The following is a 21,954-nucleotide window of genomic DNA, read 5'->3' on the forward strand; positions in this document are numbered from 1 at the left end:
CTCACCCGCGGGCCCTAGGATGACGGGCTGCAGACGGCGCGTACGGGGACGCAACGGACGACGGGGGACGGCGATGACCGACAAGGTCCTGATCAATCCTTGGGAACTGCACGGCGAGGGGCGGGAGTTCGAGACCGTCTCGAACGCGTTCGCCCGGGCCGCGCTCGACCTGGAGAACGGCCTCGCGGCCCTCGGCACCCCCTGGGGCCGGGACGAGCCCGGCCAGGGCTTCGGCACCGCCTACGAAGGCGCCCGCGAAGGCGTCCTCGCCGGCCTGCAGGGCCTCGCCGACCGTCTCGGCGGTGTCGGCTCCGGCCTCCACACCATGGCCGACAACGCCGAACACACCGACCGGGGCAACCGCGACGCCTTCCGGGCGATCCGCCCGGGAACCGGCCCCGGCCCGTCCGCGGTCTGATCCGACGGACCGTCAAGCCGCACCACCGAAGGGGGACCACATGCCCAGGAACCTGCCCGAGGAGCTGGCCCCGGTCATGGCCCGGCTCGGCCGCCACTGGCCGGAGGCCGACGAGGACGCGCTGCGCCGCGCCGCCTGCCTCTGGCGCGAGTTCGGCGCCGAGGCCGAGCAGATCGGCCGGCGCGGCGTCGCCGCCGCGCAGCGCGTCACCGGGGAGAACTCCGGGCCCGCCGTCGAGGCCTTCGCCGACCACTGGCGCGGCTTCTCCGGCGGCGGCCGCGGCCACCTCGACGACGCGCACGCCGCCGCGGACGCCGTCGCCGGGGCCTTCGACCGCGCCGCCGCCGCCACCGACAGCTGCAAGGCCGACATCGTCGCCGTGCTCACCGAACTCGCCGAGGAGATCAGGAAGGCCGACGCCGCCGAGGCCGCCGCCGACGCCCAGGTGAAGGCCGCCGCGGACGACGGCCTGACCGGCCTCGTCGGCCGGGTCGCCGGCACGGTCAAGGGGGCCGTCGCCGAGGCCGGCGAGGCCGTCGCCGTCGAAGCCGCCAAGGCCAGGGTCACCGCCCTGCTGGCCGAACTCGGCCGCGCCATGAAGGACGGCCTGCAGGCGGCGCTCCGCGAGCCCGCCGTCACCGCCCTCGAACGCATCGCCCAGGCCGACGGCGCCGGCCGGCACGGCGAACTCCGCACCCTGAGCGCGGCCCGCTCCGGCGGCACGCTCACCGGCGAGCTCGTCGGCAGCGCCGTCGGCGGCGCCACCGCCGTGGCCGGGGTGCGCACCCTCTCCGCCGCCGTCGGCCCCGACGGCACCGTGCTCACCGACGCCGAGGGCCGGCCCGTGCTGCTCGGCGCCGACGGCAAGCCGCTCGGCGGCCTCGACGGCGTCACCGTCGCGGTGGGCGCCGACGGCAAACCGCTGCTGGGCGAGGACGGCCGGCCCGTCGTCGTCGGCGCCGACGGCAAGGAGATCGCCGGCCTCGCCCTGGGCGCCGACGGCAAGCTCCTCACCGGTGCCGACGGCAAGCCCCTGACCGTCACCGCCGACGGCGCGGTCGGCGACACCGGTCTGACCCTGGCCGTCGGCAAGGACGGCCACCCCCTCCTCGACCGGCACGGCCGGCCCGTCATGCTCGACGCCGAGGGCAACCCCGCCGCCGGCCTGGCCGTCGGCACCGACGGCCGGATCCTCACCGACGGCGAGGGCCGCCCGGTCGTCGCCGGCGTCGGCCGCGACGGCCGCCCGCTCGTCGACGCGGCCGTCGGCCCGGACGGCGTCCGACTCGGCGTGGACGGCCTCCCGGTGGCCGCCGCCGACCTCGGGGAAGCGACCGGCCCCGGGGCCGTCCCGGGCGGGCACGGCGGGCACGGCCGTCCCGGCGGCGACCCGCTGCCCGACGCCGTCACCGGCCCCGGCGCCACCGGACCGGTGACCGTGCAGGCCGGCCCCGTCACCGTGCAGGCCGCCGCCGCGCCCGGCCCGTCCCTGCCGGCCGCCCACGAGAGCGCGGGGCACCGCGGCCCGGCCGTCGGCCACCTCCCGGCCCCGTCGGCCGGCCACTTCTCCCAGGCGCCCGCGTACGAGCCGGTCCACGACCTGCCCCCCTCCGTTTCCAGGCCCTCCGGCCCGGTCAGCGTGCACACCGACTCGGTGATCCTCGCGCCGCAGCCCTCCTCCGGCGGTTCCTACGGCGGCACCGCCGATCCCGGTCTGCCGGTGCCCGGTGTCCGGCACGGCGGCGAGCCCGCCGGGCCGGTGTCCGGCGGCACGGCGGCCGGGTTCCCGCTCGGCCCGGTCGGCGGGGCCCCCACCGGTGCCGCACCGGTCGGGGCCGTCCCGACGGCCGGCGTTCCCGCCGCAGGCCCGGTCGGCGGCGCACCTGTCGCCGGTGCCCCCGCCGGAGGCCCCGGCGCGTCCGGCGCGTCCGGCGCACCGGGCGCACCGGGCGGCACGGCCGTCCCCGGCGCGGCGGGCCAGCCCGGCGCGCAGGGCGGCTCCGCCGGGGTCGTCGGCGCCGTGGTCGGCACACCGGGCGCCGCCTCCCGCACCCCCGCGGGCGGTGCCCCCGGAACGCCCGCCGCCCCGGGAGCCGGTGCGGTGCCGCTGCCGGTCCGCCTCGGCGAGCCGACCGCGGACCTCCGGCGCCGCCCCGAGGCCCTCGGCGCCGAGCCGCACACCGGACCCGCGGTGGTGGCGGTGCTGCACCCCGGACAGGTCGCGGCCGCCTACCTCGCCTCGCGGGCCGGACGGCCCGCCGACAACCCCGGCGCGCACGTGCCGGTCCGCAGCCTCGCCGACGGCCGCCCCTACGGGCGCCCCGGCGGCCTGGGGCCCGTCGACCCCGCGCACCAGGCGGAGGTGGAGCGGCTGGTGCCCCGGCAGCCGGACGGCACCCCCGCGCCGCACCCGGACCCGTCCGCCGGCGGCTGGGCGCAGGCCCTGAACGGCGGCGGCCCGCGCGAGCCGGGCCGCGCCAACACCGGCGTCGACCTCGCCCTCTCCGGCGTCGACACGTTCGCCGGCCTGCCGGTCTGCGCGGCCCCCCGGCTGCCCGACGGCCCCTTCGGCGAGTACGGCGGCCGGGACCGTGCCGAACGCGAACTCGGCACGCACTTCCTCGACCTGGGCGACGGCGAGGGCGCCTTCGCGCGCATCGCCGACGCGCTGCGGCGCTCCGGCCCCGGCGCGCAGGCCGTCCTGCTCACCCTGGACGCCTTCCGCCGGTCCCACCTGTGGAACGTCGTGCACCACGCCGACCGCCTCACCTGGCTCGACCACCAGACCGGCGCCGCCGCGGCCGAGCCGCTGCACAGCGCCGAGCACGGCCTGTGGGCGATCGCCCTGGACGCCCGCTGCCGGCCGCTCGACCTCGCGGACACCCGCCCGGCCCCGGCCGTCCGGCCGGCCGCCGCGCCCGCCCCCGAGCCGCCCGCCCCCGAGCCGGTCGTCCCCGAGCCGGCCGCTCCTGAGCCGGTCGTCCCCGAGCCGGTCGCCACCGCACCCGAAGCCGTCCCCGAGCCCGCCCGTCCTGCCGAGCCCGTACCGCCCCGGTCGCGGCTCACCGTCCACCGCACCGCTGCCGGGAGCACCCGCCGATGACCACCCGCGAGCAGGCCCTGGAGGCCGCCCACCACTGGATCAACGGCGGCCTCCCCGCGGAGGGCGTCCGCCAGGTCCGGAGCTTCGAGTTCGAGCACGGCTGGGTCGTCTGGCCGGAACCGCCGCCCGTGCACGTCGACCCCTTCACCGGGGTGCGCCGCGCGCCGGAGGAGATCGGCGCCGCCTGCGGCGTCGTCGACCGCCTCGGCGGCGGCCTCACCGTCTGGCCGTCCGTCCCGGTGCCCGACGTCGTCCGGATGTACCGGGACTTCCTCGGCGCCGGCGACCACGACCCCGCGCTGCCGCCCGCCACCGGACCCGGCCTCCGCGCCGAACTCCGCCACCGCGACGCCCTCGGCGGGACGCAGAGCCTCGTCGTGCACTCCGTCACCGGCCTGCCGCACCCCGTGCTGCGGGCCTGGGACCGCCTCCGGGAGCAGGGCGTGCCGGCGGAGGACGTCCTCGGCGTGCACACCGACCTGCAGCTCTCCGACCTGCCCGGCGGCTACGCGGCGCACGCCGTCGCCGCCGCCCTGCCCGGCGTGCCGGTCACCCACGACCACGCGTACGGGCCGTGGTTCGACCTCCGCGCCCGGGCGGTGCGCGCCCTGCCCGCACCGGCGGGCGTCCGGCCCAACCGGGTGCCCTTCCCGCGGGCGGTGCCGCCCGCGCAGCCCGAGGACGGCCGCACCCTCGCCGCCCGGCTGGCGGAGCGGTTCGGGCCGCAGGGCGTCCGCCGCTTCGACACCGAGGCGGTCGTGCTGGCCGACCTGCCGGAGGCGCTGGCCCGGCCGCTGCTCCAGGTCGGCCTGCCGGTCGCCCTGGACGGCTTCTTCACGCTCCACCACCCCGGACCGGACGGCGTCCATGACGGCGTCCGCACCGCCCCGGTGCTGCCCGACGCCGCCGGCCACCTCGCCGCCCTCGGCCGGGGCACCCGGGCCACCGCGGCGGCCCGGCAGGGCCTGCTCGGCCAGGTCGTGCTCGGCACCGACGGCCGGGCCCTGATCACCGTCGACACCCTGCAGGGCAGGGTCCGCGCGATCGACCCGGACACCGCCGGGGCGCGCTACTGCAACGCCGACCTCACCGCCTTCACCCGCAGCCTCGCCCTGCTCGCCGAGCGCCTCCCGGCGCTGCGCGGCCTCCACCCGCACGCCGCGGGCCCGGCCGTCGCCGAACTCCAGTGGGCGCTGGCCGCGATCGACCGCACCGTCTTCACCGACCCGGAGAACTGGTGGGCGGTGATCGTCGAACAGCTCTGGCACGGCCTGCTGTGACCCGGCGCCGGAACCGGGCCGCCCGGACGGCACCGCGGCGGGCGCCCGTCCCGCCCGATCCGGGCAGGTGAGCGGCCCGCATCGCGTAGCGTGGACCGCTATGCGACTCGGTGTCCTCGACGTAGGTTCCAACACGGTCCACTTCCTCGTGGTGGACGCGCACCCCGGTGCGGCCCCGCTCCCGGCGTACTCGCACAAGGCCGAGCTGCGGCTCGCCGAGCTGCTCGACGACACCGGGGCGATCTCCCCGGTGGGTGTGGAGCGCCTCGTGTCGATGGTCGCCTCGTCGATCGCCGTCGCCGAGGACAAGGGCGTCGTGGAGATACTGCCGTTCGCCACCTCCGCCGTGCGCGAGGCCGCCAACGGCGTGGAGGTGCTGCGCCGCGTCGCCGACGAGACCGGCATCGAACTGCGGGTGCTCGCCGGGCAGGACGAGGCCCGGCTGACCTTCCTCGCCGTGCGCCGCTGGTTCGGCTGGTCCTCCGGCCGGCTCCTCAACCTGGACATCGGCGGCGGCTCGCTGGAGATCGCCTGCGGCCGCGACGAGCAGCCCGACATCGCCGCCTCCCTGCCGCTCGGCGCCGGCCGGCTGACCGCCCGCCTCCCCGGCGACACCGCCGACCCCGAGGACGTCCGGGAGCTGCGCCGCCACGTCCGGGCCGAGATCGCCCGGGTGGTCGGCGAGTTCGCCAGACAGGGCGCGCCCGACCACGCGGTCGCCACCTCCAAGACCTTCAAGCAGCTGGCCCGCATGACCGGCGCCGCCCCCGCCGACGCCGGGCCCCGCGTGCCGCGGCGGCTCACCCGCAGCGGCCTCGCGGCGTGGCTGCCCCGCCTCGCCGCGATGACCGTCGCCGAGCGGGCCAGGATCCCCGGCGTGTCGGAGGGCCGCGCCCGGCAGCTCCTCGCGGGGGCCGTCGTGGCGGACGCCGCGATGGACCTCTTCGGCCTGGAGCAGCTCGACATCTGCCCGTGGGCGCTGCGCGAGGGCATCATCCTGCGCCGCCTCGACGCCCTCGACAGCCCGGCCGACCGCCGCCCCGCGCTCGCCCCCTGAACCCTCCCCGGGCGGTCGCCGGCCCGCCCGGGGTGAGATCCGGGCCACGCTTCCTCCGCCTCTGCCACCATTCGTCCGCCCCGCCGCATACCCTGTCTCCCGTGGCGGAAGCAGCGGACGACGACGCGGCGCCGGCCGGCCGCGCCGCCGAGGGCGCGGCACGGCGGGCCCCCCGCACGCGCCGGGCCAAGGCCGGCACCCCGCCCCGGCGCCGTACGGAGGATCAGGACGGCGGTCCCGCGGAGCAGGCCGCCGACGGCCCCCGCACCGCCCGGGGCGCCGCGTCGCGCACCGCGAAGGGCGCGGCCGCCCGCTCAGCCAGGACCGTCCGGTCGGTTACCGCCGCGAAGACCGCGAAGGTGGCCAAGGTCGCCAAGGTGGCCCGGGCGGTGAAGGAGACCCGCCGCAAGGAGTCCCGCCCGGCACCGCTGCTGCGCACCACCGACCGCCTCGTGCTGCCCCCGCACCCGGGCGTGCACGTGCCGGACACGAAGGTGGCGCTCTCCACCGCCTCGGTGTACCCGTCGACCACGGCGACCGCCTTCGAGCTCGCCGCGCGGCTCGGCTACGACGGGGTCGAGGTGATGGTCTGGAACGACCCGGTGAGCCAGGACGTCGAGGCGCTGCGCAGGCTCTCCGACGCGCACCGGATGCCGATCCTCGCCGTGCACGCGCCCTGCCTGCTGATCACCCAGCGGGTGTGGACCACCGACCCGTGGACGAAGCTCGTGCGGGCCCGTGCGGCGGCCGAGAAGCTGGGCGCCGACACGGTGGTGGTGCACCCGCCGTTCCGCTGGCAGCGGCAGTACGCGCGGGAGTTCGTCGCCGGCATCGGCCGGATGGCGGGGGAGACGGACGTCCGCTTCGCCGTGGAGAACATGTACCCGTGGCGGTACAAGGACCGCGAGATGCTCGCCTACGCGCCCGGCTGGGACGTCACCGAGGAGGAGTACCGGCACTTCACGGTCGACCTGTCGCACGCCGCGACCTCCCGCGTGGACGCGCTGGAGATGGTCGCCCGGATGGGCGGCCGGCTCGCCCACGTGCACCTCGCGGACGGCTCCGGCTCGGGCAAGGACGAGCACCTCATCCCCGGCCGCGGCACGCAGCCGTGCGCGGTGCTGCTGGAGCAGCTCGCCCGCACGGGCTTCGACGGCCACGTGGTGCTGGAGGTCAACACCCGGCGCTCCGGGTCGCCCGCCGAACGCGAGGCCGACCTCGCGGAGGCGCTGGCCTTCACCCGGCTGCACCTCGCGACCCCCGCCCGGCTGCACCGGCCCGGCGGCGTAGGCTGAGCGGCGCCAGGTCGTACGCGGAGGGAAACCGATGACGGATCTTCAGCAGCAGGCGCACGCGCTGTCCTTCGGTCCGGTGGCCGAGCAGTACGACGCGGCCCGGCCCTCGTACCCCGACGCCCTCTTCGACGCGCTGGAGCGCCTCGCGGGCCGCCCGCTCCGCGGCGCCGACGTGGTCGACGTCGGTGCCGGCACGGGCATCGCGACCCGGCTGCTCGCCGCCCGCGGCGCCCGGGTGCTCGCGGTGGAGCCGAGCCCCGGCATGGCGGCGCGGCTGCGGGCCGTCTCCCCGGACGTGCCGGTGGTGAAGGGCGTCGGCGACGAACTGCCGCTGCACGACGGCTCCGCCGACCTCGTCACCTATGCGCAGGCCTTCCACTGGACGGACCCGGAGCGCTCGGTGCCCGAGGCGCTGCGGGTGCTCCGCCCCGGCGGGGCGCTCGCCCTCTGGTGGAACGTCAAGGACCGCGCCGCCGACTGGATCGCCGCACAGGAGCGGCGGCTCTCCGCGGCCCTGCCCTCGTACCACTTCTACGGCAGCAGCCTGGCGGCCTTCGCCGAGCCGCTGGCCGCCCGCGGCCTGGAGGTCGGCACGGCCAGGCTGCGCTGGGAGCGGCAGGTCGGCGTCGACAGCCACCTCGCCGACCTCGGCTCGCGGTCGTACTTCGCGGTGCTGCCCGCCGAGCGGCAGGCGCCGGTGCTCGCCGCGGAGCGCGAGGCCCTGCTCGCCGGGCATCCGGACGGTGTGCTGACCGAGCCGTACGTGCTCGACCTCTTCGTCGCCCGGGCGCCCTCCGCCTGACGGACCGGCCTGACCGCATCGCGGACATCGCGTCCGCGGCCCGGACCGGGAGGCGTAACCTCGGTAGGACAGCGGCCCTGCACCCTCTGCCCAGCGCAGCGGCCGCACGCCGGCCCCGAAGGAGTGGAGCGCATGCCCGAGCTGAGGTCCCGTACCGTCACCCACGGCCGCAACATGGCGGGCGCCCGTGCCCTTCTCCGGGCGGCGGGCGTAGCCCGGGAGGACTTCGGCAAGCCGATCATCGCGGTGGCCAACTCCTTCACCGAGTTCGTGCCGGGCCACACCCACCTGCAGCCGGTCGGCCGGATCGTCTCCGAGGCGATCAAGGAGGCCGGCGGCATCCCGCGCGAGTTCAACACGATCGCCGTCGACGACGGCATCGCGATGGGGCACAGCGGCATGCTGTACTCGCTGCCCTCGCGCGACCTGATCGCCGACTCGGTGGAGTACATGGTCAACGCGCACTGCGCGGACGCCCTGATCTGCATCTCCAACTGCGACAAGATCACCCCCGGCATGCTGATGGCCGCGCTGCGGCTGAACATCCCGACGGTCTTCGTCTCCGGCGGCCCGATGGAGGCCGGCAAGGCCACCCTCGTCGACGGCACCGTGCGCAAGCTCGACCTGGTCGACGCGATCTCGCAGGCGGTCAACGAGAACGTCTCCGACGAGGACATCGCGATCATCGAGGAGAACGCCTGTCCGACCTGCGGCTCGTGCTCCGGCATGTTCACCGCCAACTCGATGAACTGCCTCACCGAGGCGATCGGCCTGTCGCTGCCCGGCAACGGCTCGGTGCTCGCCACCCACACCGCCCGCCGCGCGCTCTACGAGCGGGCCGGGCGGACGGTCGTCGAGATCACGGAGCGGCACTACCACCAGGACGACGAGTCCGTGCTGCCGCGCAACATCGCGACCCGCGCCGCGTTCGAGAACGCCATGGCGCTCGACATCGCGATGGGCGGCTCCACCAACACGATCCTGCACCTGCTCGCCGCCGCGCAGGAGGCCGAGGTCGACTTCGACATGCGGGCGATCGACGCGGTGTCCCGCCGGGTGCCGTGCCTCTCCAAGGTCGCGCCCAACGGCTCGTACTACATGGAGGACGTGCACCGGGCCGGCGGCATCCCCGCGATCCTCGGCGAGCTCTACCGCGGCGGCCTGCTCCACGAGGACGTGCACACCGTGCACTCCGCCTCGATCGACGAGTGGCTGAAGACCTGGGACGTCCGCGGCGGCTCGCCGTCCGACGAGGCGGTCGAGCTGTGGCACGCGGCCCCCGGCTGCGTCCGCTCCGCCGAGGCGTTCTCGCAGTCCGAGCGGTGGGAGACCCTCGACACCGACGCCGCCCGGGGCTGCATCCGCAGCGTCGAGCACGCCTACTCCGTCGAGGGCGGCCTCGCCGTGCTGTACGGCAACCTCGCCGAGGACGGCTGCATCGTGAAGACCGCGGGCGTCGACGAGTCGATCTGGACGTTCAGCGGCCCGGCCGTCGTCGTCGAGTCGCAGGAGGACGCCGTCGAGGCGATCCTCGCCAAGCGGATCAAGGAGGGCGACGTCGTCGTCATCCGCTACGAGGGCCCCAAGGGCGGCCCCGGCATGCAGGAGATGCTCTACCCGACCTCGTTCCTCAAGGGCCGCGGCCTCGGCAAGGCCTGCGCGCTGGTCACCGACGGGCGGTTCTCCGGCGGCACCTCCGGCCTCTCCATCGGCCACGCCTCGCCCGAGGCGGCGTCCGGCGGCACCATCGCGCTGGTCGAGGACGGCGACATCATCGCCATCGACATCCCCGGCCGTACGATCGACCTCCAGGTCTCCTTCGAGGAGCTGCACGAGCGGCGCCTCAAGCTGGAGGCCGAGGGCGGCTACCGGCCGAAGAACCGCGAGCGCCACGTCAGCCAGGCGCTGAAGGCGTACGCGGCGATGGCGACCTCCGCCGACAAGGGCGCCGTCCGCGACGTCTCCAAGCTCGGCTGATCCGGCCGCAGCCACCGCAGGGAGCCGCCCCCGTCACGCCGGGGCGGCTCCCTGCGTCGTCGTACGCCGCCGCCGGGCGATAATCGGGCCGTGGACGAGCAGCGCAGACCCCGCGAACAGCCCCCCGGCGGCCCCGGACCGGAGCCGATCCGGTTCTTCGGCACGACCTGGGTCGACCACGGCGGCGGCTACTGGCTCCGCCGGGTGCTGGTCTCGCTCGGCGCGCTGCTCTGCACGGCGGCCGGCGCCCTGCTGCTGCGCTTCGCCGTCGCCGGGGTGGCGCTCTCCGAGGCGGGCCGGCTGGTCGACGTGCTGCTGATCGGCGCCGTGGCGGTCTGCACCTGCCTCGCCGGGATCCGCACCTGGAAGAGCCTCACCGAGGGCCGGGAGTCCCTCGACGGCTGGATGGCCGAGGACCGCTCGCTCGGCGCGGTCTGGCTGATCGGCGGGGTCGGCGCGCTCGCGGCGTACTTCTTCCGCAGCCTCGTCGAGGCGCCCGGCGAGGCCGTGCACCGGGCCGCGTACGAGCGCGCCCGCCGCGGGCGCCGCTGAAAAGGGGCCGCCCGCGCCGTCAGCTCCGCGCGAGGGCCCGGCCGAGGTCCTCGCAGAGGTCCTCGGGATCCTCCAGGCCGACCGACAGCCGCAGCAGCGACGGGTGCGGCCGGGCCTCCGGGGCGACCGGCCGGTGGGTGAGCGAGGCCGGGTGCTGGATCAGCGTGTCGACGCCGCCCAGCGACACGGCGTGCGTGACGAGCGCGCAGCCGTCCGCGACGCGCGCCGCCGCCTCGTGGCCGCCGCGCAGCGAGAACGCCAGCACCGACCCCGCGCCCGTCATCTGACGGCCGACCAGGCCCAGCGGGTCGCCCTCCGGCAGGCCGGGGTAGAAGACCTGCTCCACCTCCGGCCGGGCGCCCAGCCAGGCGGCGAGCTTCGCCGCGTTCGCGGCCTGGTGGCGCACCCGCAGCGGCAGCGTCTGCAGCCCGCGGTGCAGCAGGTAGGCCGCCAGCGGGTGCAGGATGCCGCCGGTCACCGCCCGGACCCGGCGCAGGCGCGCCGCCCACTCCGCGTCGGTGGCGACCGCGCCGGCCAGCACGTCGCCGTGCCCGCCGAGGTACTTGGTGGCGCTGTGCAGGACGAGCGTCGCGCCGTGGTGCACCGGCTGCTGCAGGACGGGCGTCGCGAAGGTGTTGTCGACCAGCAGCGGCACCCCGCCGCACTGCGCGGCGACGCCGGCGAGGTCGACGAGGTCGAGGGTCGGGTTGGCGGGGGTCTCCACCACGACGAGCCCGGTGTCGGGGCGCAGGGCCGCGGCGACCTCCCCGGCGGCCGCCCAGGTCACCTCGGTGCCGAGCAGGCCGGTGGCCAGCACGTGGTCGGTGCCGCCGTACAGCGGGCGCACCGCGACGACGTGGCCCCGGCCCTCGGCGCGGGCGGCCAGCAGGCAGGCGGAGAGGGCGGCCATGCCGGAGGCGAAGGCCACCGCCTGCGCGCAGTCCTCCAGCTCGGCGAGGGCCTGCTCGAAGCGGGCGGTGGTGGGGTTCCACAGCCGCTGGTAGACGGCGCTGCCGCCCTCGGGGAGCAGGCCGCCGGTGGCCAGCGCCTCGTAGCTGTCGCCGCCGGCTTCCACACCGGGGAGCGGGTTGGTGGTGGAGAGGTCGATCGGCGGGACGTGCGTCCCGAGGCCGCGCAGGTCGGTTCTGCCGGCGTGCACGGCCCGGGTGTCGGCGTGGGGCATGGGTGGCCTCCTCGGCGGGGTGGGGGGTGGCCCCATCGTGAAGACCCGGCCGGGCCGGGGCCACCGGTCCGCAGAACATTCGGCTACCGGCCGGTAGACCTTGTGGATGTGCGGACCGGCGCACGATCGTGGGCGCCGTGCCGAAGAATCCGCAACGCGAACTCGCCCCCGTCGACCGCGCCATCCTGCGCCTGCTGGTGGCCGACGCGCGGATGCCCAACAACGCCGTCGCCGAGGCGGTCGGCATCGCGCCGTCGACCTGCCTCGGCCGGATCCGGGCCCTCCGCGAGCGCGGCGTCATCCGCGGCTTCCACGCGGAGGTCGAGCCCGCCGCCGTCGGGCTCGGCATCCAGGCCATGATCGCGGTGCGCCTGCACGCCCACACCAAGGAGCAGATCCGCAGCTTCGCCGGCGGCATCCCCCGGATGCCGGGCGTCGTCGCCGCCTACCACCTGGCCGGGCCGGACGACTACCTGCTGCACGTCGCCGTGGCCGACACCGACGCGCTGCGCGACTTCGTGCTCGACCACCTCACCGCGCACCCCGCCGTGCAGCACACCGAGACCAGCCTGATCTTCGGGCACCTGCGCGGCGACGCGCCGGCCACCGCCGGGGCCTGACCGCCGTCCGGCGGCCTCAGGTGCGCGACAGCGCGCCGCAGCCGCCGTCGCCCTCCTCCAGCGGCGTCCTGCGGTCGTACGGGTCCGTCGTCGGGCCGCCCGTCGGGGCGCCCGAGGGCCCGTCGTCCTCGGCCGACCCGGGGAAGCTGGTCACCAGGTAGCCGCTGCCCATCGTGCAGACGTTGTTGCCGAAGGCGCTCTGCCCCTTGTCGAGGACCAGCTTGCCGCGCTGCACCTGGTAGCGCGCCGGGTTGTAGAAGCGGAAGTCCTGCTGACGCCGGACGATCTCGCGCTCCACCCGGACGTCGCCGCCCGCGGTCGTCCAGCCGACCGGCCTGGCCGTGGCGCCCGCGGCGGGCGAGGCCGGGGCCCGCCCGACGTCCGGGCCCGGCCGCAGCGCGTAGACGTAGGTGTAGTCGGTGTGCACCAGGACGCCGCGGTCGCCGTCGCTCTCGAAGGTCGTCCGGCCCAGCACCTTGACCACCTCGGTGACGGGAACGGCCAGGCGCGGGTCGAAGCGGCTCAGCCACACCACCGGGTCGTGCTCCGCGGTGGGGTGCGCGAGCGCGGCCTCCAGCTCGGCGCGGTCCTTGCGGTCGAGCAGGGCCAGGGCGGCGGCCGGCGTGCCGCCCGCCAGCGTCGCCGGGTCGAGGTGGGCGAGCACCAGGTAGTCCTTCACCGCCTTGAGCTGGGCGGCGACCTGGGTCCTGTCGAACACCCCGAGGGCCTGGGCGGGGGGCAGCTCGATGCCGTTCGCGCCGGACGGCCACGCCTCGGCGGGCGAGCCCGCCCACGGGCGGTCGGCGGTCGGGGTGTCCGGGTCGACGGCGGGCGGCGCCGCGGTGGGCGAGGCGGTCTCCGGGGCGACGGCGGGCAGCGCGGACGACTCCCGGCGTCCCTCGTACCAGCCGTTCAGCCGGTCGACGTTGAGCGCGGCCAGGGTGACCGCGGCGGCCAGCACGACGAACACCGGCGTCTGCCAGGTGCGCTTCCGGCGGCGCCCCCACGGGTCGACCGGCTTCGGCCGCCGCCCGAAGCGCCGGCGGGGGGCCGGTGCCCGGTCGGCGGACGCCCGCCACGGCTCGGGGTCCGGCGGCTGCTGCTTCCAGCGGGCGGCGAGCATCCGGGCCCGGCCCGACTGCTCCTTCACGTCGGCCCCGCGGACGAAGTCCTCGTCCAGCACGAGGTTCTCGAACGGGTCGTCAGGGCGCGGCCCGGGCTCATCGACTATCGGCACGCGCGCCAGTATGCAGAGCCGCGCCGACACGTTCCCCGGGGGGTGCCGCACGGGCCCCCGGACCGCCGCCGGTCCGGGGGGATTTCACCCCGTACGTCCGTCCGTCAGGCGCGCTTCCGGGACCGCTTCACCGAGCCGACCACGCCGGCGATCACCAGCAGCAGCCCGGCCGGGAGCAGCGACGCGAACAGCGCCCCGAAGAATCCGGAACTCCCGAGCAGCGTCATCGCCAGCGTGGTGGTCACCCACAGCGCCCCGGCCGCGGGCAGGGCGGACTCCCACGGGTGGGCGTCGGCCCAGCGCTGCAGCCGCCGGTCGCCGGTGTCCCGGCGGAGCCGGCCGCCGACCGTGCCGACGAGGAAGAAGAAGAACAGGCCGAGGCCCACCGGACCGGCCAGGATGTCCAGCGACCAGTTGCCGGTGACGACGTTCACCCCGAGGGCGGCTCCGCCGACCACGGTGCCCACGGCCGCGGCCGTGCGCCACGGACCCAGGGTCGCCGCGGCGACGGCGACCTGACGGCTTTCACTTCGCGACAAATCTCCGTTGGTCATACCTCCACGGTGCGCCCGTGGGGCCCTGGAAATCCATAGGGGTCATCCCCGAGTTTCCCCGGACGCCGGGGGCGGCCGGCGGGTGTGCACGCGGCACCCGCGGTGCCGCGGGGGCGCAGGGGCGCGGGCGGGCAGCCCGCCACCGTACCCGCCCGGCGGGCCGTGCGGCAGCGGAACACGACAAGCGGCGCGCCGGGCGCGGCGCGGGGTCGATCATGCTCATGACCGACCGCCGTGCCGCCGGGCCGCATCCCGGCGTGACCCAGAGGGGCCGTGCCATGCCCGAAACGCTCACCCCGCCCCTGCCCTGCCCGACGCCCTGCCCGGCGCCCGCCCCGTCGACCTCCGCCCCGGCGGCCCCCGCCCTGCCCGGCGCCGCGCGCCAGGAGTGCTGGCTGCCCCGGCACCGCAAGTCCGCGGGTGCGGCGCGGCGGCGGCTGCGCGCCTACCTCGCGGCCCGCCCCGGCAGCGGGCCGCTGGCCGACGCCGCCGAGCAGCTGGTGGGCGAGCTCGTCGCCAACGCGGTCGGGCACGGCAGCGTCCCGCCCGGCCGGCTCGTCCTCGTCGCCTTCGAGTACACCGGCGGCGCCCTCTGCATCGAGGTGCACGACGCCTGCGCCGACGAGCCGGTGCTCCGCACGCCCGGCGAGGCCGACGAGTCGGGCCGCGGCCTGCGGGTGGTCGAGGCGCTCGCCGCGGAGTGGGGCGTGCGGGCCCGGGCGGGCGGGGTCGGCAAGGTCGTGTGGTGCGTCTGCAGGCCCGGCGGGGCGGAGCGGTGACACCCCGTCGGTGGACGTCCGGCCAACTCCGGCCGAACATCGTTCGAACGAAGGCTCCGGGCGGCCCGCGGGCCCCTAGGCTCCGGCCGTCCTGCTGTTACGGCCCGAGGGACCAACCCTGATGCTCTACCTCTCCGTCCTGCTGCTGCTCGCCGGCGTCGTCCTGCTCGTCCTGCGCCGGCGCCGGGTCGTCGACTCGCTCGCCGCCACCGTGTCGGGCGTGGTCTGCGCGCTCGTCGGCCTCGTCCTCGGCCTGACCACCCTCGTGCACGTCGTCGCGCCGTACGAGGTGGCCGTGCCCACCACGCTCGGCAAGGTCGGGGGCACCTGGAAGCCCGGGCTGCACCTGAAGTCGCCGCTGACCGGCGTCACCACCTTCTCGACCCGGCCCGCCGACCTCGACCTCACCGGCAAGGACACCGTGGAGGTCCGCTCCTCCGAGGGCGGCGTGCTCTACGCCGACCTCACCGTGAAGTGGTCCATCGACCCGCAGCACACCCTGGCGCTCTACCGGCTGGCGGGCAGCGCGGACGCCGTCCAGCAGCGCCTCGTCTACCCGGACACCCGGGAGATCGTCCGCAACGTCTTCGCCCGGCACACCGGCGTCGAGGGGTACAGCTCCCAGCGCGAGGCCATCAGCGCCGAGATAGAGCGGCTCGTCACCGCCCGCCTGGCCCCGCGCGGCATCCTCGTCAACGGCGTCAACCTGCGCAACGTCAAGCCCAGCGACAGCCTGCAGCACGCGATCGACCAGAAGATCCAGCAGGACCAGGCGACCGCCCAGGCCGAGGCCGCGGTGCGCACCGCCAAGGCCGAGGCCGAGAAGCGGAAGATCGACTCCGAGAGCACGGCCGCCGCCAACCGGGCCATCGCCGACTCGCTGACCGACCGCATGCTCATGAGCCAGTGCATCGACGCCTTCAAGGCCGCCGCCGAGAAGAACCCGGTCTACGCGAGCCCGTGCGGCTCCGTCGGCAGCCCGGTCATCGTCGACGGCACCAAGCGCTGACCGCGCCGGCCGCCCGGGGTCCGCTCCCCGGGCGGCCGCGCCGGATCAGAGCGTCCAGTCCACCGTCAGCGTGGCGCCCGCACCGCGCTTCAGGAAGACGTACGCGGTGGAGGCGGGCGCCTGGTCGAAGGCGAGCCGCAGCTGCACCGTCGACCCCGGGGTGATCGCCGCCAGACCGGCCGCCGTGAAGCCGCTCGACACCGTGCTGCCGGAGCCGAACGCCCCGACGGTGGCGACCGACGCGGCGCTCGCGGCGGCCGACCAGTCGTCCGTCCCGGTCGTGCAGGCCGCGCCGAAGCAGCCGTTGCGCACGTCGACCGCCAACTGCGCCGACGCCCACGGGTTTCCGCTGCCGCTGCCGTAGCCGACGGTCAGCCGGGCCCCCGTGACGGTGGCGCCGGCCGGGACGGCCGAGGTGTCGAAGGAGAACAGCGCGCGGTTCTGCCTGCCGTCCGTGCCGCGGCCGACGGCCAGGCCCAGGCTGTCCGCCAGCGTGCCGAGGGCGGGGGAGCTCCCGTCGGCCGCGGCCTTCACGTAGCCGTCCCGGGCGGTGTCGTCGGTGAGCGTGACGCTGCCGCTGCCACCGGTCGGCGACGGCGACGGGGAGTGCGACGGCGACGGGGACGGCGAGGAGGTGCCGCCGTCCAGGCCCCAGAAGCGCCCGATCCGGTACGAGGCGCAGAGGTCGACGTCCAGCACGTACGCGCCCGCGGTGCCGCACTGCTGCGCCCCGCTGCCCGGGTCGACGGGCTGGCCGTGGTTCATGCCGGTGATCGCGTACGTCTCGACCCGGTCGGCGCCGGACGCGTCGCGGTACACCTGGTGGGGGAAGCCGCCGACGGTCTCGCTGACCGCCGGGGTCTGGCCGGTGCCGGTGACGTCCGTCCACTGCTTCATCAGCTCGGTCAGGTTGACCGGCTTCACGACCGAGTCCGCGGTGCCCTGCCAGATCGAGACCTTCGGCCGGGCGCCGGTCCACGACGGGTACGCCTGCCGGGCGAGGTCGCCCCACTGCTGCGGGGTCTTCACCGTGCCCTGCGTCATGCAGTTCACCGACGCCTCGACCGTCGAGGTGGCGCAGTGGTACGGCAGGCCGGCGACCACGGCGCCGCCCGCGAACACGTCCGGGTAGTCGGCGAGCAGCGCGGCGGTCATCGCCCCGCCCGCGGACAGCCCGGTCACGTACACCCGGCCCGGGTCGCTGCCGAGGTCGGCGACGGTCTTCGCGACCATCTGACGGATCGACAGGGCCTCGCCCTGGTCGCGCGAGAAGTCGCCCGGCTGGAACCAGTTGAAGCACTGCGACGAGTTGTTGGCGGCCTGCTGCTGCGGCGTCACCAGCGCGAAGCCCCAGGCGTCCGCCCAGCGCGTCCAGCCGGCCGCGTCGCCGTACGAGGCGCTCTGCGTGCAGCCGTGCAGCGCCACCACGACGGGGCGCCCCGACGGCAGACCGGCCGGGGTGTAGCGGTACATCAGCAGGTTGCCCGGGTTCGAGCCGAACCCGGTGACCTGGACGGTGCCGGCGGCGCGGGCCGTGCCGTGGCCGAGCCCGAGCACCGCCGCGGCGGCCACGGCGAGCAGCGCCAGCGCCGCCCGCCACCGTTGTCTCACGTCGTACGTCGTCATGGTCGTGCGGCTCCTCACAGGTGGGGGGAGGCGACCGTACGAGCCGGGCCGGACCGCCCGGCACGGTACCGGCGGACACCGCGGGCCGCGCCGGGTGGCGGCGCGCCACATTGCCCACCGTTCGGACGGCTCGGCCCGCCCGCGGGTGCCGGTGCGAGGATGGCCGCAAGCACCGTACGAAGGAGCGGACCCATGGCCAGCGCACCCGGACAGAAGATCGCCTTCCTCGGCACCGGCAAGATCGGCGAGGCCCTGCTCTCCGGCCTGCTGCGGGCCGGCACGGATCCGGCCGACGTCCTGGTGACCGCCCGCCGCCCCGAGCGCGCGGTCGAGCTCGCCGCCCGTCACGGCGTCACCGTCGTCACCAACGCCGAGGCCGCCAAGCTCGCCGACACCCTGATCCTCGCGGTCAAGCCGCAGGACATGGGCACCCTGCTCGACGAGCTCGCCCCGCACGTCGCCGCCGACCGGCTGGTCGTCTCCGCCGCGGCCGGCATCCCCACCGCGTGGTTCGAGGAGCGGCTCGCCGCCGGCACCCCGGTGGTCCGCGTCATGCCGAACACCCCGGTGCTGGTGGACGAGGGCATGAGCGTCATCTCCGGCGGCTCGCACGCCTCCGAGGCCCACCTGCTGCGCACCGAGGAGATCTTCCGCTCGGTCGGCAAGGCGATCCGCCTGCCCGAGTCGCAGCAGGACGCGGCCACCGCGCTGTCCGGCTCCGGCCCGGCGTACTTCTACTTCCTCGTCGAGGCGATGACCGACGCCGGCATCCTGCTCGGCCTGCCCCGGCACGTCGCGCACGACCTCATCGTGCAGTCCGCGATCGGCGCCTCCGTCATGCTCCGCGACTCCGGCGAACACCCCGTCAAGCTCCGCGAGGCGGTGACCTCCCCGGCGGGCACCACCATCGCGGCCATCCGCGAGCTGGAGAACCACGGCGTCCGCGCGGCCCTGCTCGGCGCCCTGGAGGCCGCCCGCGACCGCTCCCGCGAGCTCGCCGCCGGCGGGAAGTAGCGGGCGGACACCCGTCCGGCCCGGCCCGGTAGGCTCGCCCGGTGAGCTACGACCTGGTGATCTTCGACAACGACGGCGTGCTGGTGGACAGCGAGCCGATCTCCAACCGGGTGCTCGCCGAGTACCTGACCGAGCTCGGCCACCCGACCACGGTCGAGGACTCCTACCGTGACTTCATGGGCACGGCCTCCCACCGCGTGCACGACGTGATCCTGGAGCGGCACGGCGCCCGGCTGCCCGAGGGCTTCGACGACCTGTTCCACGCCCGCGTCTTCGCGGCGTTCGAGGCCGAGCTCGTGGCGGTCCGCGGCGCCGGGGAGCTGCTGAAGGAGCTGCGGCAGCGCGAGGTCCCGTACTGCCTGGCGTCCTCCGCCGCGCACACGTGGATCCGCACCGCCCTCGACCTCACCGGCCTGCGCGGGCACCTCGCCGAGGAGCGGATCTTCAGCGCCGAGGACGTCGGCGTCGGCAAGCCCGCCCCGGACCTCTTCCAGCACGCCGCCCGCACGCTGGGCGTGCCGCCCGGGCGCTGCCTCGTCCTGGAGGACAGCCCCAACGGCGTCCTCGCCGCCCGCGCCGCCGGGATGGACGTGTACGGCTACGCCGCCCTCACCGACCCGGCGCGCCTCACCGCCGCGGGCGCCACCGGGCTGTTCACCGACCCGGCCCAGGTGCTCGCCCTGCTGGACCGCTGAGCCCCCGGCCGCCGGCCCGCCGAAACCCGCAGCCCTGACCCCCTCCCGGAACCGGGCCGCAGGACCTACGCTCTCGCCAACATCGCCGTACCCATGAGCAGCGGGGTTCTGATGCAGGCAGCAACCGCAGGACGCCTCCGGCAGGCCCGTGCCGCCCTCGCCGCGAGTTTCCTGCTGCAGGGCGTGGCCTTCGCCCTGCTCGTCACCTGCATCCCGGAGATCCAGCGGCAGTACGGGCTGGGCGACGCCCTGCTGCCGGTCTTCCTGGCAGCCGTCCCGGTGCTCGCGGGGGCCGGCTCGATCGCCTCCGAGCGGCTGGCCGGGCGCGTCGGTGCCCGCGTCGTCCTGCGGGTCGTGCAGCCCGCCGTGTGCCTCGCCCTGGCCGCCGTCGGGCTCGGCTCGGAGCTGTGGCAGCTCGCCCTCGCCCTGGCCGCGTTCGGCCTGCTGGTGGGCGCCCTGGACGCCTCGATGAACATGCTCGGCGTCGGCCTGCAGCACCGCTACGGGCGCAGCATCATGCTCGGCTTCCACGCCGCGTTCAGCCTGGGCGGCATCGCCGGTGCGGCGGTGGCCGGCCTCGGCGCGCACGGCGGGGTGTCGCTCGCCGTGCTGTTCGGCGGCGCCGCCGCGGTGCTCGTCCCCGCGGCGCTGCTCGCCGGCACCCGCTTCCCCGGACCGGCCGAGCTCGGCAACGCCGTCCGCGAGGCCGTGGAGGCCGCCGGGCGGGCCATCCCCTGGCGCCCGCTGCTGCCGCTCTGCGCCGTGATGGCGTTCGCCTACATCGCGGACGCGTCGGTCTCCAACTACAGCGTCAAGTACCTCACCGACACCCTGCACAGCCCCGACGACGTCGCCAAGCTCGCCTACCTCGGCTACATGGTGGCGATGCTCGCCGGCCGCACCGTCGGCGACCGCGCCGTCCAGCGGTTCGGCGCCGTGCCGGTGGTGCGGATCGGCGCCGCCACCGCCGCGCTCGGCTTCCTGGCCGCCGCGGCCGCCCCGGCCCCGTGGGCGGGCATCGCGGCGTTCACCCTGCTCGGGTTCGGCCTCTGCGCGATCATCCCGCAGGTCTTCGCGGCCGGCGGACGCCTCTTCCCCGACGGCTCGGACGCCGCCGTCGCCCGCCTCAACCTCTTCAACTACGCCGGCTTCCTGATCGGCTCGCCCCTGGTCGGCGCGATCGGCGACGCGGGCTCGTACCGGGTCGCGATGCTCGCCCCGATGCTGCTCGTGCTGCTCGTCGTACCGCTCGCCGGGCACTTCGCGCCCGCACCGGCCCCGCAGGTCACCGAGCCCGTCCGCACGCCCTGAACCCCCTGCGTCCCGCCCGCACCCACCCACTACGGTGGAGGCATGCCCGACGCCGAGCGTGACACCTCCTGCGGCCTGCACCTCTTCTGGGACGACGCGGTGACCGCGTACGACTTCGGCCCCGGCCACCCCATGGATCCCACCCGGCTCGCGCTCACCAAGCACCTCGTCGACGCGTACGGCCTCAGCAGCGGCCCCGGGGTCACCCTGCGCTCCGCGCCCGCCGCCGGCGACTCCACCCTGCGCCTCGTGCACACCACCGAGTACATCGCCGCCGTCCGCCGGGCCGCCGCCGACCCGGACGGCACCGACCTCCGCCACGGCCTGGGCACCGACGACAACTGGGCCTTCCCGGCCCTGCACACCGCCTCCGCCCTGATCGCCGGGCAGTCCGTCGCCGCCGCCGAGGCGGTGTGGCGCGGCGAGGCCCGGCACGCGGTGAACTTCGCAGGCGGCCTGCACCACGCCATGCCGGACCGCGCCTCCGGATTCTGCGTCTACAACGACCCCGCACTGGCCGTCGCCCGGCTGCTGGAGCTCGGTGCGGAGCGCGTCGCCTACGTCGACGTCGACGTGCACCACGGCGACGGCGTGCAGCAGGCCTTCTGGAACGACCCGCGGGTGCTGACGGTCTCGCTGCACGAGAACCCGGCGACGCTCTTCCCGGAGACCGGCTGGTCGACCGAGACCGGCGGCGAGGACGCCCCCGGCAGCGCCGCCAACCTGCCGCTGCCGGCCGGCACCGGCGACGCCGGCTGGCTGCGCGCCTTCCACGCCCTCGTGCCCGACCTGCTCGCCGGGTTCCGCCCGCAGGTGATCGTCTCCCAGCACGGCGCCGACACCCACGTCGAGGACCCGCTCGCCCACCTCGCCGTCACCGTCGACGCCCAGCGCGTGGTCGCCGAATCGCTCCACCGGCTCGCCCACGAGCACGCCGACGGCCGCTGGGTCGCCCTCGGCGGAGGCGGCTACGCCGTGGTCGACGTCGTCCCGCGGACCTGGACGCACCTGGTCGCCACCGCCGCCGGGCGACCCGTCGACCCCACGGCCGAAACCCCGGAGGAGTGGCGCGCGGAGGTGTACCGCCGCACCCGGCAGCAGGCGCCGCTGCGGATGACCGACGGCGCGCCCGCGGACTGGCGCGACTTCCACGAACACGGCTACGACCCGGGCTCCCGCCTCGACCAGGCGATCCTCGCCGCCCGCCGGGCCGTCCTGCCGCACCACGGCCTGCTGCCCTGACCCGCCCGGCCCGGTGCGCCCCGCGCGCCGGGCCCGTGCTCCCGTACGCCCGCAGGGGCCGTTCGGGCCCGGTCCTTCTGCGCCAGACGCCGATCGGCTACGTACTGCAACGGGGGGATGCCGCACCGTACAGAGACTGGGCATCCCCCTCTTCCCACTGGTACCACCCATAACTACTCTGGGGATACACGTGTGCCGGT

19 protein-coding genes are annotated in these 21,954 nt (G+C 76.3%); 15 read left to right on the plus strand and 4 right to left on the minus strand.

Going from position 1 to position 21,954, the window contains the following annotated elements:
• Positions 1-73: 73 nt before the first annotated feature.
• The 8 genes from SNE206_RS12365 to SNE206_RS12400 all read left to right on the plus strand — a co-directional run bounded on the left by SNE206_RS12365 (position 74) and on the right by SNE206_RS12400 (position 10,484).
• On the plus strand, positions 74-418 hold the full coding sequence (locus SNE206_RS12365; RefSeq protein ID WP_407913347.1) for a WXG100 family type VII secretion target: 345 nt from the start codon (positions 74-76) through the stop codon (positions 416-418).
• Between the two features lie 40 nt (positions 419-458).
• Positions 459-3,521 (plus strand): toxin glutamine deamidase domain-containing protein, encoded by a 3,063-nt coding sequence (locus SNE206_RS12370; RefSeq protein WP_407913348.1) that lies wholly within the window; start codon positions 459-461, stop codon positions 3,519-3,521.
• Positions 3,518-4,801 carry an SUKH-4 family immunity protein gene (locus SNE206_RS12375; protein ID WP_407913349.1) on the plus strand — a complete coding sequence of 428 codons (1,284 nt, stop codon included), beginning with the start codon at positions 3,518-3,520 and terminating at the stop codon, positions 4,799-4,801. The genes SNE206_RS12370 and SNE206_RS12375 overlap by 4 nt, the downstream gene beginning before the upstream one ends.
• A gap of 100 nt (positions 4,802-4,901) precedes the next feature.
• Positions 4,902-5,858 (plus strand): Ppx/GppA family phosphatase, encoded by a 957-nt coding sequence (locus tag SNE206_RS12380; protein WP_407913350.1) that lies wholly within the window; start codon positions 4,902-4,904, stop codon positions 5,856-5,858.
• Positions 5,859-6,331: 473 nt separating this feature from the next.
• The gene (locus SNE206_RS12385) at positions 6,332-7,153 is read left to right on the plus strand and encodes a sugar phosphate isomerase/epimerase family protein (RefSeq protein ID WP_407913449.1); all 822 of its coding nucleotides are present in this window, start codon (positions 6,332-6,334) and stop codon (positions 7,151-7,153) included.
• Positions 7,154-7,184: 31 nt separating this feature from the next.
• Positions 7,185-7,955, plus strand: a complete 771-nt coding sequence (locus SNE206_RS12390) for a class I SAM-dependent methyltransferase (RefSeq protein ID WP_407913351.1) — start codon at positions 7,185-7,187, stop codon at positions 7,953-7,955.
• A 132-nt stretch (positions 7,956-8,087) separates the two neighbouring features.
• Positions 8,088-9,932, plus strand: a complete 1,845-nt coding sequence (ilvD, locus tag SNE206_RS12395; protein WP_407913352.1) for a dihydroxy-acid dehydratase — start codon at positions 8,088-8,090, stop codon at positions 9,930-9,932.
• A gap of 90 nt (positions 9,933-10,022) precedes the next feature.
• The gene (locus SNE206_RS12400; RefSeq protein ID WP_407913353.1) at positions 10,023-10,484 is read left to right on the plus strand and encodes a hypothetical protein; all 462 of its coding nucleotides are present in this window, start codon (positions 10,023-10,025) and stop codon (positions 10,482-10,484) included.
• 19 nt (positions 10,485-10,503) lie between these two features.
• Here SNE206_RS12400 and SNE206_RS12405 read toward each other — a convergent pair whose 3' ends face one another.
• The gene (locus SNE206_RS12405; protein WP_407913354.1) at positions 10,504-11,667 is read right to left on the minus strand and encodes a trans-sulfuration enzyme family protein; all 1,164 of its coding nucleotides are present in this window, start codon (positions 11,665-11,667) and stop codon (positions 10,504-10,506) included.
• 137 nt (positions 11,668-11,804) lie between these two features.
• Here SNE206_RS12405 and SNE206_RS12410 point away from each other — a divergent pair, with 137 nt between their 5' ends.
• Positions 11,805-12,287, plus strand: coding sequence for an Lrp/AsnC family transcriptional regulator (locus SNE206_RS12410; protein WP_405012753.1), 483 nt, complete (start codon positions 11,805-11,807; stop codon positions 12,285-12,287).
• Positions 12,288-12,303: 16 nt separating this feature from the next.
• Here the strand turns inward: SNE206_RS12410 and SNE206_RS12415 are convergent, their stop codons facing one another.
• Entirely contained in the window at positions 12,304-13,524 is a 1,221-nt protein-coding gene (locus SNE206_RS12415) for a hypothetical protein (RefSeq protein WP_407913355.1), read from the minus strand.
• A gap of 104 nt (positions 13,525-13,628) precedes the next feature.
• On the minus strand, positions 13,629-14,078 hold the full coding sequence (locus SNE206_RS12420) for a hypothetical protein (RefSeq protein ID WP_407913356.1): 450 nt from the start codon (positions 14,076-14,078) through the stop codon (positions 13,629-13,631).
• Between the two features lie 278 nt (positions 14,079-14,356).
• Between SNE206_RS12420 and SNE206_RS12425 the strand changes: the two genes are divergently transcribed.
• On the plus strand, positions 14,357-14,857 hold the full coding sequence (locus SNE206_RS12425) for an ATP-binding protein (RefSeq protein ID WP_407913357.1): 501 nt from the start codon (positions 14,357-14,359) through the stop codon (positions 14,855-14,857).
• A 121-nt stretch (positions 14,858-14,978) separates the two neighbouring features.
• Positions 14,979-15,866 carry a prohibitin family protein gene (locus SNE206_RS12430; protein ID WP_407913358.1) on the plus strand — a complete coding sequence of 296 codons (888 nt, stop codon included), beginning with the start codon at positions 14,979-14,981 and terminating at the stop codon, positions 15,864-15,866.
• A gap of 45 nt (positions 15,867-15,911) precedes the next feature.
• On the opposite strand, the gene SNE206_RS12435 is transcribed toward SNE206_RS12430, so the two are convergent.
• On the minus strand, positions 15,912-17,492 hold the full coding sequence (locus SNE206_RS12435) for a PHB depolymerase family esterase (protein WP_407913359.1): 1,581 nt from the start codon (positions 17,490-17,492) through the stop codon (positions 15,912-15,914).
• Positions 17,493-17,684: 192 nt separating this feature from the next.
• On the opposite strand from SNE206_RS12435, the gene proC reads away from it, so the two are divergent.
• The 4 genes from proC to SNE206_RS12455 all read left to right on the plus strand — a co-directional run bounded on the left by proC (position 17,685) and on the right by SNE206_RS12455 (position 21,754).
• A complete protein-coding gene (gene proC, locus SNE206_RS12440) occupies positions 17,685-18,506 on the plus strand; it encodes a pyrroline-5-carboxylate reductase (protein ID WP_407913360.1) in 822 nt (273 codons plus the stop codon).
• 41 nt (positions 18,507-18,547) lie between these two features.
• The gene (locus SNE206_RS12445) at positions 18,548-19,201 is read left to right on the plus strand and encodes an HAD family hydrolase (protein WP_407913361.1); all 654 of its coding nucleotides are present in this window, start codon (positions 18,548-18,550) and stop codon (positions 19,199-19,201) included.
• 93 nt (positions 19,202-19,294) lie between these two features.
• Positions 19,295-20,512 (plus strand): MFS transporter, encoded by a 1,218-nt coding sequence (locus tag SNE206_RS12450; RefSeq protein ID WP_407913362.1) that lies wholly within the window; start codon positions 19,295-19,297, stop codon positions 20,510-20,512.
• A gap of 42 nt (positions 20,513-20,554) precedes the next feature.
• Positions 20,555-21,754, plus strand: coding sequence for an acetoin utilization protein AcuC (locus SNE206_RS12455; protein ID WP_407913363.1), 1,200 nt, complete (start codon positions 20,555-20,557; stop codon positions 21,752-21,754).
• Positions 21,755-21,954: the final 200 nt, after the last annotated feature.

The organism is Kitasatospora sp. NE20-6 (assembly GCF_045862635.1).

Excerpts from the sequence above, each read along its gene's own strand:
- SNE206_RS12365 (WP_407913347.1), top strand. The coding sequence starts at position 74 with ATGACCGACAAGGTCCTGATCAATCCTTGGGAACTGCACGGCGAGGGG.
- SNE206_RS12370 (WP_407913348.1), top strand. The coding sequence starts at position 459 with ATGCCCAGGAACCTGCCCGAGGAGCTGGCCCCGGTCATGGCCCGGCTC.
- SNE206_RS12375 (WP_407913349.1), top strand. The coding sequence starts at position 3,518 with ATGACCACCCGCGAGCAGGCCCTGGAGGCCGCCCACCACTGGATCAAC.
- SNE206_RS12380 (WP_407913350.1), top strand. The coding sequence starts at position 4,902 with ATGCGACTCGGTGTCCTCGACGTAGGTTCCAACACGGTCCACTTCCTC.
- SNE206_RS12390 (WP_407913351.1), top strand. The coding sequence starts at position 7,185 with ATGACGGATCTTCAGCAGCAGGCGCACGCGCTGTCCTTCGGTCCGGTG.
- ilvD (WP_407913352.1), top strand. The coding sequence starts at position 8,088 with ATGCCCGAGCTGAGGTCCCGTACCGTCACCCACGGCCGCAACATGGCG.
- SNE206_RS12405 (WP_407913354.1), bottom strand. The coding sequence starts at position 11,667 with ATGCCCCACGCCGACACCCGGGCCGTGCACGCCGGCAGAACCGACCTG.
- SNE206_RS12420 (WP_407913356.1), bottom strand. The coding sequence starts at position 14,078 with ATGACCAACGGAGATTTGTCGCGAAGTGAAAGCCGTCAGGTCGCCGTC.
- SNE206_RS12425 (WP_407913357.1), top strand. The coding sequence starts at position 14,357 with ATGCCCGAAACGCTCACCCCGCCCCTGCCCTGCCCGACGCCCTGCCCG.
- SNE206_RS12430 (WP_407913358.1), top strand. The coding sequence starts at position 14,979 with ATGCTCTACCTCTCCGTCCTGCTGCTGCTCGCCGGCGTCGTCCTGCTC.
- SNE206_RS12435 (WP_407913359.1), bottom strand. The coding sequence starts at position 17,492 with ATGACGACGTACGACGTGAGACAACGGTGGCGGGCGGCGCTGGCGCTG.
- proC (WP_407913360.1), top strand. The coding sequence starts at position 17,685 with ATGGCCAGCGCACCCGGACAGAAGATCGCCTTCCTCGGCACCGGCAAG.
- SNE206_RS12450 (WP_407913362.1), top strand. The coding sequence starts at position 19,295 with ATGAGCAGCGGGGTTCTGATGCAGGCAGCAACCGCAGGACGCCTCCGG.
- SNE206_RS12455 (WP_407913363.1), top strand. The coding sequence starts at position 20,555 with ATGCCCGACGCCGAGCGTGACACCTCCTGCGGCCTGCACCTCTTCTGG.